Raw genomic sequence first — 12,074 nt, 5'->3', positions numbered from 1 at the left:
ACGATGAGCGTAAGAATCTCAAGACTAGACCGCAGACTCTTTCTACGTGGGATGGGTGGGTTTGCCCTCGCGTTACCCGCGTTCGAATCGTTTGCCGGATCGACTTCACCCGCCGAGTCCCAAAACAAAAAGCGATTCGCCGCTTTCTATATTCCTGATGGCGTCCCGATGCCATTAAAAGAAGACCCGGCCTATCAGGACTGGGCATGGTTTCCTCACGGATCAGGAAAGGACTTCCAACTGACCAAATGTCTTGATCCATTGGAACCGCTGCGTGACGAGATCACGATTCTTAGCGGGCTTTCGCATCCGGGCGTGCGAGACATCCACGGTCACCGAAACGCGGATCAATTCCTGACCGGGGCCCATACGGGAAACAACGGCGACTACCACAACAGCATCTCCCTTGACCAACTATTTGCGGAGCAGACGGGGAAGCACACCCGTTTCTCTTCGCTTGTTCTTTCCACAGATGGTGGCACGGGGTCACCACGCGGCGCGCAAACGCTCTCCTTCAACCGCAACGGGCGTGCGATTCCGGCGGAACATCGCCCCAAACGCATCTTCGACATGCTGTTTACAGCAAACGACGAAGGGGCGGCGCGCCGATTGGCGATGAGCGAAAGTGCCTTGGACTACCTTCTGGCCGACGCACAATCCCTAAAACGGAGCCTTTCCGGTCACGATCAGAAGCGGCTGGATGAATATCTGCAGTCGGTTCGAGACACCGAGATCAAAGTTGAAAAAGCAAAACATTGGATGGATATTCCTTTTGCTCAGGTCAATGTCGACCACTTGAATCTGGATGTCACGCCTGAAGATCCACGCAACTATTTGCGTACGATGTATGAACTGATCTACTTGGCCTTCAAAACCGATTCGACTCGTGTTGCGACCTATCAGCTTGGCCGCGAAAATGGCATTGGAATCAGCGACTACCTCGCCCGTGCTGTCGGTTTCAAATTAACTCATCAGCTGACCCATGCGACCAAGGAACCGGACGGCTGGAAGAATTTCGGAACCTATTGTCATTTCCTTAGCGAAGAATTTGGGCGTTTCGTGGCTCGGCTAAAATCGACATCCGAACCCAATGGCGACGGGACGATGCTGGACAACACGTTACTCCTTTTCGGATCGGCATCGAGTGCTTTCCACCTTTCACGCAACTATCCATTGATCCTCGCAGGGGGGAAAAACATGGGCTTCAAACATGGGCAGTACCTGAAGTACGGGCAGGGGAACGAAGACCATCAAGCGACCGCTGGAATCAGCACCGATGCCGGCTGGCGAGCAAAGATGGCCTACGAGGAACTGCCGCTTTCAAACCTCTATCTAACCATGCTGCAAAAGCTGGGTGTTGAAACCGATAGTTTTGCCGATAGCACCACGACACTGGCAGAGGTCTAGCGCCCAGCAGCTCGAAAGTAGACAGGCACTAAATCGGCAGGCGATCGTCGCTCGATCGCCTCCGATGCTCACGCAACGCAACGTCGCCGCGACGGCAACGTCAATTAGCGTCGGCAACGTCAAATAGCGTCGGCCGGTAACGTCCAGCGAACGATTCGGGCATCTCCACAACCGTCAAAAGTAGGCTCTATTGGCCAGATCTTGCGGGCGGTTCAATCGTTTATGCACCGGACGATCTTTCCGGAAGGGACACAAGCCCCGAAACCTTTAGGCGTTGACGGAGTTTCAATAACAAATGCCTCAACCGTGCGCCAACCTGACGGAGCTTCGGCGTGTCCTGTGCGAACTTTCGATCGACCTTTACAAACGTTTTCTCTGGATTGGTGCTGATCCTGTGGTTGTGCTGCGCGGGCGAGGTTTTGGGGCAGCAAAATAGGCCGCGCGAACGCGCCGCTCGGCCCTCCGGCGCGTTTTCAACGGACATGCCAACGATCGATACCGAAAACGGCTATCTATTTGTGAATGGCCAGTATGTCCCCACACCCTATCGAATCGAATTTTTCTCCGATTCTTTTAAGATCAACGGAACGGTCTACGCGGAAGATGCGTTCAACCTCTCGAGTCAATCGTCTCAAAATTCCTCATTTGGACGCTATGGTGGGAGAGGCAAATTCCGCAGTTCAGAGGCGGGCCCGCTTGATCCCTGGCAACGGTTTGCGATGCAACTTGGAGACTTGCGATCCGACGGAGCAATGCTGCTTAACGATTCGAAACCGTCAGTTGCCATCGCCCCCGGGCAAACAACCTTCGAATTTCTGCAACTTGCCACGGCGGACGATCCCGCCGCGATCGACGATCTTGACATCGACACCCTGATCACAAAGGGACCCGATCGCGATACGTGGATAGCGAGAATCCAAGAGATGGAATATTCCGATCAATTTGAAGAACGCGCCGGCGAGCACATCGATCGAATCGAGAGCATTAAGCGATCGAACTACTATGCATCCCAAGCAAACCGCTGGACAGCACGTCTACAGTTGCCGCTCACGATTTTTGCATTCTTACTGGTTGTTGTCGCCTTGGGAAACCTGATGACCAGTTCGCAAGCGGTGTTTGCGTCCGCGGCTCCAAAACAAGCGACTCCGGAATCGAAGGATGCGTGGTTAAGCGCGAACCGAAAGACCACCATCACGCTCCTTGCGATCGCCGGGCTGATGTCACTATTGGATCTAGTTTGGACCGTCCTTGCATACCAAACAGGAGCGACACGAGAGCTGAATCCACTAGGAAGCCAACTGATTGAAAATGGCTTGACCTTGTTCATCGCCAAATTGACGATTACCGGAATCGCAATCAGCCTTCTCTATTGGCTTCGCCAGTACCCGCTTGCTCGGCGAACCATTTGGTGGGGCTGTCTGACATTCACCTTGTTGACGGCTCGATGGCTTACTTTCAATTCACTATTTATCTAACGGTGCGGCCGATATCACCGACATGAATGGTCACGGGTGCAAACCGTTCTTCGCAAATGGATTAAACTGTTTCCTACATGAGGGGGATCCAGCACACTCCAAAGAAGTTGAATGATGCTTAGTCGCCGATTTCAAAACGGCCCGTACTGGGGCAACATCGCGGTCACAATCGTATTCCAAACTGGAAGATGGCTGCTGGAAACGTCCATGCTCTGCATCATGGGCGTAATTGTGTTCTCACAATTTGCGATGCTGACGTGGTTGGTAAGTGGTTTTGTAACACTGGAAACGAAAAGCGTTCGTGCCTACATGCCTGCGGTCGGCTGGACCGTTGGCTTTATAGTCGGCGTGATTCGAATCCCATCCCTGCTTCGACGCTCCGAAAATCAGTCGCACAAAGTCGACGATTCCAATTGTGTTTACGAAGAAGAACCGACGTCGCCGAGCAAAATCGACACGGATGCCTCCCCAACGATTTCACAATCGAGTGGTTTTTCATCAAAAGTAATGCAGGGAGTAAAGTCGGGAGGCATCGGAGCGTTTGTAGGGTTCGTCTGCGGGATGTTCCTCTCTCTTTTCCTAATCATTATTTGCACTGCGGCGATCCTGTCCCCAGTCGCTCCTTCGCATTGGCGGACGGGACTGCGAAGTTCGCCCCGACAGGAGATGATGGAACCTGCGGCCGTTCGCGCTAGAAACCGCAACGAGGGGGTTTCAACAGGCAATAATTACTGGCATCCGGCATTTGGTTTTATCTTGAAATGGACCATTCCGCCCTGTGTGATCGCGATGGGAATCTTTTTCGTTCTAGCAGATGAAACTTCGAAACCTGTCGCGACCAGATCATGATCCTGAATGATCTAAAGGGCGACGGCGAAACCGATTTCTAAGAAAGCTTTGACAACGCCCACCAGTTCAACGCAGATGGCCGCTCCGCGAAAATTCTCGCCAACGGTTTTCGGGCTGCCAATGGAATTTGCCAGAATCCGGATGGATCCTATTTCGTGACCGATCAAGAAGTAGCCTGGCAACCGATGAACCGCATTGATCGAGTGACAGAAGTTGGCTTTTATGGAAACATGTACGATTACGGTCCCCCCGAGGATTCCAGTGACGACGCCATCGAACAACCGCGCTGCTGGCCCAACAAAGCAATCGATCGATCGCCTTCGGAATGGTTTTGAGTGGAAGGAGATTCCTGGGGTCCACTCAAAGGTTCTCTGCTGAATCGGTCCTACGGCTTTGGCAAGGTTTATAAAATCCCTCATGAAAAAGGTCGGAGATACCTGGCAGGGAGGTATCTGTCGTTTGCCGCGACCTTCATTCCCTACAGGAGTCATGCGAGCGTGGTTTCACCCAACAACCGGTCTGATGTACGCCTGCGGCATGAACGCATGGGGGAGTAACCGAACGGAACGTCGTGGCGGCCTGCTCCGGATTCTTTATACCGGTGCGGAAACCTTATTGCCGATAGGCCTTGAAGCCAAAGAGAGTGGGATGACGCTACGGTTCAATCAGCCTGTCGATTCAGAATTGGCACGCGACCCGAAGAACGACTTAGTCGATAGCTGGCGTCTGAAACGCTCCGCAAACGATGGTTCGCGGTTATACGACGGAAAATCGCTTGTGGTTGACTCGGTTGAGGTTTGCGGTGATGGCCGTTCGGTCCGTCTGCGTCTGCCTGAAATCTCATGAACCTGGTGTAAGCAGATCTCCTACAAACCAAGAACGCAAAGTGGTAAAACGATAGCCGGAACCGGTTGAACATGGTCCACGTGTTCGCCGAGGAAACATCCGGCGTCGGTGAATAAGCTGCGAATCGAAGTCATCGCGGGCACGAATGGTCGTCCGGCTAGGAGGGTCGGTTGCGAGCATTCCGGGCGGAAGTTACGGTAGTCGACCTGCCGGACGGGGTTTATTGGTTTCTTGTTAGCCCCAAATCAATCGCGTGACGATGCAACCGTTAAAATGGCACGTCAAGCAATCAGGATTGCGAAAGGTGGGATCCGGTTCCCCCTTTTCCCGGTAACTTCCTACTGCTCAATTGGATGGACTTTTGATGTCTGAACGCATTGTTCTTCGTACGGGTGAATCGCTTGTCGCTGGTGGCCCCCCCTTTACCGCGGCGGAACCCGAAGTGGTGATTGGCGAACTGGACGGTCCCGTGGGGACCGCACTGGCTACGCTGACCGGCGACCAGTCGATGGGCCATTCGAAGGTGTTTGCCATTTTGAACACCGACATTCAAGTCCGTCCCGTCACCCTATGCGTCAGCAAGGTGACCGTGAAAAACAGTCGGTACACCAACATTCTGATGGGAACCGTGCAAGCGGCGATCGCCAACGGCGTGCTGGACGCGGTACGTGCCGGAGACCTTCCCAAGGACAAGGTCAACGACCTGGGCATCATCTGTAGCGTTTGGTTAAACCCTGGAGTGATCAAAGAAGACAACTTAGATCATAAAGCGCTCTTTGATATTCATCGTAAAGCGATGGCGCAAGCGATCCACAAAGCGATGAATCACCAACCTTCGATCGACTGGCTGCTTGAAAACCAAGACAAGATCACCCACAAGTATTATCAAATGGGCCTCGACGGAAAGATTTAAACCACGGCATTTGCCCCCACTGCGGGAAGCCGCAATAGACAGCTAAGGCGATTTGGCTTTCCCCCCCTCCCACGAAGCCCCATAAGAAAGCACGACAGCAAGCCGTTTGTCGATGAACTGGATCCTGCTTGCTGTCGGTTCGTCGCTGTTGTTGGGGATCTACGACATCACCAAGAAGAAGGCTGCACACGGCAACGCAGTCCCTGCGGTCCTACTGATCAGTGTCTGCGTTGGTGCTCTGTTGTGGATTCCATTGGTGACCTGGGCATCCGTTGACCCGACGTCGCAGCCCATAACACGCCTGCGCGTCGAACCGCTGTCTTACTACAGCCACGGCTTGATTGTTTTAAAAAGCATCCTGGTCGGGTTCTCCTGGACCTGTTCATTGTTCGCGTTAAAACATCTGCCACTATCGATCGCGGCCCCCATCCGATCCAGCAGCCCGTTGTGGACAATTGCCATCGCCACGCTTTTTCTTGGCGAACGTCCTTCAATGGGACAGTGGGTCGGGATTGCGATTGTGTTGTTGGCGTTCTGGCGGTTTTCGATTCTTGGCAGTCGCGAGGGAATCAATTTCCGTCGAGACCGTTGGGTTGGCTGCATGATTTTGGCGACGCTAAGTGGGGCCGTTAGTTCGATCTACGATAAATACTTATTGCAAACCGCACTTATCCCCCCTGCGACGCTTCAGGCATGGTTCAGTATCTACCTCGTTCCGGTAATGGTTCCGTTGTTTCTGTGGTGGTTCTTTTGCGAACGATCCGAAAAACCTTTTCACTTCCACTGGTCGATCCTGGCAATCAGTCCGCTCTTGCTAACGGCCGACATGCTTTATTTCACCGCGGTCGCCGACCCCGAAGCCCTTATTTCGGTCATCTCCACGGTGCGTCGCTGCAGTGTGGTCGTCGCCTTCGCCTACGGAGCGAGGTATTTGCAGGAAGCCCAATGGCGTCCCAAGGCATGGTGTGTCGCAGCGATACTGCTGGGCGTGATGATTCTCACCTGCGCCCCATAAGGCTTCGGCCCAAAGTCAGCGACCTTGGCATCTGCGGGTGGTTTGTTTAGCAGATCGGTGCAAGCGGCCCGGCAGGTTCATACTGTTTTCGATGCGATTTCCGGACGGGTCACGCCGTTCGGCTAAGAAAGCAGATGGCATTGGGCTTCGCCCTCCCCCTCTTATATGGGATTCGATAAAACCGAGTATTTCCGCGATTAAAGCGGTTTCACATGAATGCAGCGGATTCATTTATTCGCATTCCTGAATCGCGAAGGCCATTTCAACTACCGAATGTAGGGGCTGGACGGATTACTTACAGGGGGTTCCGTCCCCGCCAGACCCAAGATTTGCAATCCGTACAAGTTTTCGCACCGGTTCTGTTTAACTGAAAGCTAGCGTTTACTGGACGTGGTGAGAAACCATGTGCTCCAGATTCCTGGAGCTGGGCAAATTTCTAATCGAACCGAATTTCATGATTCAAACAAATCCAACCGGGTCCCCGGTCATCGATCGTGAGCAATTGCTTGCACGAATGCTAGGCAGCGCCGCAATGGCGGGCAGAATGCTAAATCGATTTGTCGAAAATTCCGTATCAGAATGCGATCTACTTGAATCCGCAATCCGACTGGGAGACCGCGAGAGCATTCGTTCTCTTGCGCATCGTCATCGGGGCACGGCGCAAACAATGGCATCGGAACCAATCGCAAAGGTTGCCGAAATGCTGGAATCGGACGCAGCACAGGCGCAAACGTCGCAACAGCTCGATTTACTCGATCAATTGCGTAGCCTGCACCGTGACATTGAGAAATATGTCTCTGCCGAATTTCCGCAATCGCCGCCGACTGTAGAGTCTCACGGGGAAAAATCATGAAGGATAAGCTATCGACTGAAAACACGCATGTACTCGTCGTCGACGACGACCCGATCGCAGCGGAAACGCTTCAACATGCGTTGACGGAATATGGGTATCCAACAACCATTGCCAACGATGGCGTGGAAGCGATTCACCATGTCCGGACGGGGAAATTCCGCATTGTCATTTCCGATATCGAAATGCCTCGCATGAACGGAATCGAACTCTGCCGCGAGATTCGAGAGCGGAGTTTGTGCGATTACACCTACCTAATCCTGCTGACTGGACGATGTGACACCGAAAGCGTTATCGAGGGCTTGGATGCGGGTGCGGACGACTATATGTCCAAACCGTTCAGCCCAAGTGAACTGAGAATGCGCATTCGAGCGGGCGAGCGGTTGCTGCTGCAAGAAAGTCGCGAGTTAATGATTTTTGCTTTGGCAAAGCTTGCCGACAGCCGTGACAATGAAACCGGAAGCCACCTGGAGCGGATCCGTGAGTTCTGTCGAGCCCTTTGCGGGGAACTGTCCAGCTGGGAAGATTACAAAGAAGTCATCGACGGGATTTACATCCAATCGATCTATGAATCCAGCCCACTGCATGATATCGGCAAGGTTGGGATCCCCGATCGCATCCTGTTAAAACCAGGAAAGCTAACGGACGATGAATTTGCAATCATGTCGATGCACTCGCAGATCGGAGCCGACACGTTGCAAAGTGTCGTCGACGCTCATCCTGAAGCGACCGTTCTGAAAATGGCCTACCAGATTGCTCTTACCCACCACGAACGCTGGGACGGGACGGGTTATCCTAGAGGACTATCAGGCGAACAGATTCCACTATGTGGACGAATTGTTGCCGTGGCCGACGTCTATGACGCCTTAACGAGCGAACGCGTGTACAAAAAGGCCTTCTCTCACGAAAAAGCAGTGCAGATCATCCGAGAGGGCGCTGGCACCCATTTTGATCCCGATATCGTGAAGGCATTCCTACGCTTGGAAGATTTCTTCCGAAAGATCAAAACCGATTTCAACGAATCGGCCGAACGTAAAGATGCTGAATTCTTGCCGCGATTCAAACGCAATCTGGAAATTGTTTCTTCACTACAGACGCTCTAATCGATTCAGGCCGCACCCCCCGCACCAGCCTCCTTCACTAGTTTACGAATTCAGCAGTACCTGAACAATTGCTGAATCCGATTCAACAGGACAGCCACCGACCTGCAACTGCACTCGAGTGGCGTTTTAGGCAATCAGGCGGTTTGAGGATCATCCACAAATAGGTTCCCGGACAAAACGGATTCGAAGAGACTTTACTATTCGAATCACTACTCCAAGCGGGTCGCCCCACTTGAACGTCCGCTACTAATCTGTCGCCACTCCTCGGCGCTTCATCAAAATTTGGCTTTGAGTCACGTTTTCCATTCGGGATCAGGTATCGAAATCGGTATGCCGCGGAGGCATTCCAAAGTTTCTTGCGGTACCGGTTCTGACGAAACGATCGATCCATTCCGTACGCATCGATGAAGTCCCCGCTCTTATCAACTCAAGAACTACCGGGCGGGGAAATGTTATTACAGGGTCGTTGGTTCGTATGGATGTGCGTGTTCTCCCTTTTGTCATGCGTTAGCGATGGACAGCTAAACGCTGCGGGAACGATCAGCAATGCACTTTCAGCACGAGAAGCAGGGCGAGGTGGCGTCAATCTTGGATTCCAAGACAACGGAGTCCTCTTGATGGATAACGCTGCGGGAATCCAAGGGCTGATTGGCGACTGCGACAACTGTGATACGTTTATTGACGTCGGAGGAGCTGGCCTATTCACCAACCTGACCTACCGCGATTCCGATAATGGTCGCACCAATGCCGCCGATCATCCAACAGGCCTCGGCTACCTGATGCTGGGCAAGCGACTGAACGAAGACATTGTTGTCGGTTTCGGTGCGTTCACACCGGCTGGATTTGCCTCCGATTACGAGCTTGACGGACCTGCGTTTCTTCCCGGACCGCAAACCTACAAATCGTTTGGTGCACTGGCAAGACTGTTGCCAGGAGCCTCGGTTCGCTTGACGGACCGCTGGACCGTCGGTGGAACGATCGGACTTGCGATCAGTCACGTGGAACTGGAAGGCCCCTACTTCCTAAACTCCGCTCCGCTTACAGGAACTCCGACCAACCTGGATTTACAGGCAACCGGAACCGCTTTCACATGGTCACTTGGTACCCAGTACCAGCTAACCGATAAGACAACCATCGGCATCAACTACCAGAGCGAAAACCGCTTTGAATCCGAAGGACAAGCGGGAGTTTTAGCTGGCCCATTAGGATTTAGTTATTACGACATCAAACTGGGAATGACGTGGGCACGTTCGGTTGGAATCGGGATCCAACACAAATTGGATTCCCGTCAACGGTTTGGTGTCGACCTTGAGTGGGAAGACTGGTCAAGCGCGTTCGACAATCTAAACCTCACCTTTACCAATCCAACCAGCCCCGTTCACCGTGCCGTTGTCGGTCCAACGATTCACGAAGTCTTTCCGCTGCAATGGAAGGACGCGATCATCGTGAGCACCGGCTACGAGCTGGATGTTACTGACTCACAAACCTTCCGTTGTGGTTATCGATACCAAGACAATCCTGTCCCAGCAAACACAACGACGACCTACCTGCAGACGACATTAAAGCACCACTTTTCGATCGGATACGGGCTGGAACATCGTGGATGGGAACTGGACGGAGCCTACCAATTTGCATTCGCGCCCGAAGTGTTGACCGGGCAAAGCGTCTATGCAGGTGGTGATTTCTCGAACGCAAAAATCACGACACAAACCCATATGATCTTCGTAGGGGCACAACGTCGGTTCTAGTGACTCGCTAGAGAAGCATGCGAACGGTCGTGATCGTACGAAGAGGAAGACCGGCTAGTGCGTGGATGTTTTTTGGGCTTGGCTAAATCAGCTGGGAAACGCTGAGACCTTAAGCAGCCCCGGCCGGACGGCTTAGAAGACTGTCCGCACTATCTTAGCGGCAGGGCGCGAGCCCTCCGGCCCATGCGTGCAATTTCAGAACCGATGGCCGGACGGCTCGCGCCGTTCCGCTAAGAAGACTGTCCGCACTTTCTTAGCGGCAGGGCGCGAGCCCTCCGGCCCATGCGTACAATTTCAGAACCGATGGCCGGACGGCTTGCGCCGTTCCGCCAAGAAGACTGTCCGCACTTTCTTAGCGGCAGGGCGCGAGCCCTCCGGCCCATGCGTGTGTTTTCAGAACCGATTGACCGGACGGCTTGCGCCGTTCCGCTAAGAAGACTGTCCGCACTTTCTTAGCGGCAGGGCGCGAGCCCTCCGGCCCATGCGTGCAATTTCAGAACCGATGGCCGGACGGCTTGCGCCGTTCCGCTAAGAAGACTGTCCGCACTTTCTTAGCGGCAGGGCGCGAGCCCTCCGGCCCATGCGTGTGTTTTCAGAACCGATTGCCGGACGGCTTGCGCCGTTCCGCTAAGAAGGCTTGTGATGATTCTCACCCAATGCTATCTGCTGGCAAACTATCGTTTTGAAATTTCAATCACGATGATATTATCGTTGGGTTCCGCTACCAATCGAATCTCTCCGATTGCGGATACTGGGATCTGGCTTGCTAACCCAAGCATATCGGTTCGATCCCGATAGATCAGATGCCAGTCCATGAACATTTCCATGTAGCCGATGTCGCGGATCTCGGGCAAGAAATTGGCGATCACCAATTTACCGCCGGGATTCAAACACTCGAAGAGGTTGGCGGTCAGCCGGGCCGCGGTCGATTCGGCGAGATAATCGTACAACCCCGTCGAATAGATCACATCAAATTTACCGAGTTTGATTTTCCCTGACAGCATCTGACGGATGTTTGCGACCTCGGGGTCGATCCCAAATCTGCCGTAACACCGACGAACTTCTTCTAAGCTTTCTTGGTCCGCATCCATCGCAACAAAGCGATCGAATTGTTGACGTCGTATGGCAAGCGAAAGACTTGCTTCACGGCAATGACCAGCGGCAACCGCCAGAACTTCCTGATTGGTTTGGCGTTTGGCGATCCCATCCAACAGTTCGGCGACGTAACAACGTCTTTCCCGAACGCCTGCAGATGCGGGTGCGCCGGTCGTATAGCGAAAGATCGCCTCTCCAAGACGGGTTGCCGCGGGGCGTTCCCAATCCTCTTCACGACCATAGATGTAATCCATCATCACGGCATCCCCGGCATACCCACGCGGCTTGTTGAAGGCTCGAGCGGTAAACGGATCTTGGTGCACCAGACTGCAAACCGGGTGTTGTCTGCCGATTTGAATCAGAGCCTTCCACTCCTGCACGCTAACGCTTTGACGGATTGAGCGGAGTTCATGAAACAGTCGGTCGACGGCCATCGCGATTTCGTTGGCATCGGCCGAAGGGATTTCAAAATCGGCTTGGACGCTATCTAAAACCGTAAGCAGCCGTTGCTCTCCCTGTACCAGAGCTTGCGTCTCTGAAGTTTTTTCTCCGGTCGACTTATTGCTGTTCGCTGTATTTAAACGACTCGAACCAACGACTCGTTTTCCATTGTTCGTTGAAGCAATTCTCATTAGGCGAGCCCCGGCGGTGGTCTACAGATAAGATTCGTGACACATCGGAGGGGCCCAACAATCATGTCAGAGACGCTCCGTTGTCAGTACGACGGCTGCAATATTTCAAGGCTGAAAAAAATGTCAACACCTACCCCCCGC

General features: G+C 53.3%; 11 protein-coding genes. 9 read left to right on the top strand and 2 right to left on the bottom strand.

What is annotated here, in order from left to right:
- Positions 1-3 precede the first annotated feature (3 nt).
- The 3 genes from FF011L_RS12125 to FF011L_RS12115 all read left to right on the top strand — a co-directional run bounded on the left by FF011L_RS12125 (position 4) and on the right by FF011L_RS12115 (position 3,731).
- A complete protein-coding gene (locus FF011L_RS12125; protein ID WP_145351918.1) occupies positions 4-1,407 on the top strand; it encodes a DUF1552 domain-containing protein in 1,404 nt (467 codons plus the stop codon).
- A 332-nt stretch (positions 1,408-1,739) separates the two neighbouring features.
- A complete protein-coding gene (locus tag FF011L_RS12120) occupies positions 1,740-2,882 on the top strand; it encodes a DUF5658 family protein (RefSeq protein WP_145351917.1) in 1,143 nt (380 codons plus the stop codon).
- 114 nt (positions 2,883-2,996) lie between these two features.
- A complete protein-coding gene (locus FF011L_RS12115) occupies positions 2,997-3,731 on the top strand; it encodes a hypothetical protein (protein WP_145351916.1) in 735 nt (244 codons plus the stop codon).
- 11 nt (positions 3,732-3,742) lie between these two features.
- On the opposite strand, the gene FF011L_RS12110 is transcribed toward FF011L_RS12115, so the two are convergent.
- Complete coding sequence (locus tag FF011L_RS12110) at positions 3,743-4,150, bottom strand: hypothetical protein (RefSeq protein ID WP_145351915.1); 408 nt, start codon at positions 4,148-4,150, stop codon at positions 3,743-3,745.
- Here FF011L_RS12110 and FF011L_RS12105 point away from each other — a divergent pair.
- The 6 genes from FF011L_RS12105 to FF011L_RS12080 all read left to right on the top strand — a co-directional run bounded on the left by FF011L_RS12105 (position 4,149) and on the right by FF011L_RS12080 (position 10,206).
- Complete coding sequence (locus FF011L_RS12105) at positions 4,149-4,577, top strand: hypothetical protein (RefSeq protein ID WP_145351914.1); 429 nt, start codon at positions 4,149-4,151, stop codon at positions 4,575-4,577. The genes FF011L_RS12110 and FF011L_RS12105 overlap by 2 nt on opposite strands.
- A 364-nt stretch (positions 4,578-4,941) precedes the next feature.
- Positions 4,942-5,490: a formaldehyde-activating enzyme gene (gene fae, locus FF011L_RS12100; protein WP_145351913.1), complete on the top strand. Its 549-nt coding sequence runs from the start codon at positions 4,942-4,944 to the stop codon at positions 5,488-5,490.
- 112 nt (positions 5,491-5,602) lie between these two features.
- Entirely contained in the window at positions 5,603-6,505 is a 903-nt protein-coding gene (locus tag FF011L_RS12095; protein WP_145351912.1) for an EamA family transporter, read from the top strand.
- 454 nt (positions 6,506-6,959) lie between these two features.
- Positions 6,960-7,358, top strand: a complete 399-nt coding sequence (locus tag FF011L_RS12090) for an Hpt domain-containing protein (RefSeq protein ID WP_218933162.1) — start codon at positions 6,960-6,962, stop codon at positions 7,356-7,358.
- On the top strand, positions 7,355-8,458 hold the full coding sequence (locus tag FF011L_RS12085; RefSeq protein WP_145351910.1) for an HD domain-containing phosphohydrolase: 1,104 nt from the start codon (positions 7,355-7,357) through the stop codon (positions 8,456-8,458). Before FF011L_RS12090 ends, FF011L_RS12085 begins: the two co-directional genes overlap by 4 nt.
- Positions 8,459-8,862: 404 nt before the next feature.
- Complete coding sequence (locus tag FF011L_RS12080; protein WP_145351909.1) at positions 8,863-10,206, top strand: OmpP1/FadL family transporter; 1,344 nt, start codon at positions 8,863-8,865, stop codon at positions 10,204-10,206.
- Between the two features lie 674 nt (positions 10,207-10,880).
- On the opposite strand, the gene FF011L_RS12075 is transcribed toward FF011L_RS12080, so the two are convergent.
- Entirely contained in the window at positions 10,881-11,933 is a 1,053-nt protein-coding gene (locus FF011L_RS12075; protein WP_145351908.1) for a class I SAM-dependent methyltransferase, read from the bottom strand.
- Positions 11,934-12,074 lie beyond the last annotated feature (141 nt).

The sequence above is a fragment of the Roseimaritima multifibrata genome (genome assembly GCF_007741495.1).
Lineage (GTDB): Bacteria > Planctomycetota > Planctomycetia > Pirellulales > Pirellulaceae > Roseimaritima > Roseimaritima multifibrata.
The sequence above is the reverse complement of the archived record's forward strand: the minus strand, read 5'-3'. Positions and strand labels throughout refer to the sequence as shown.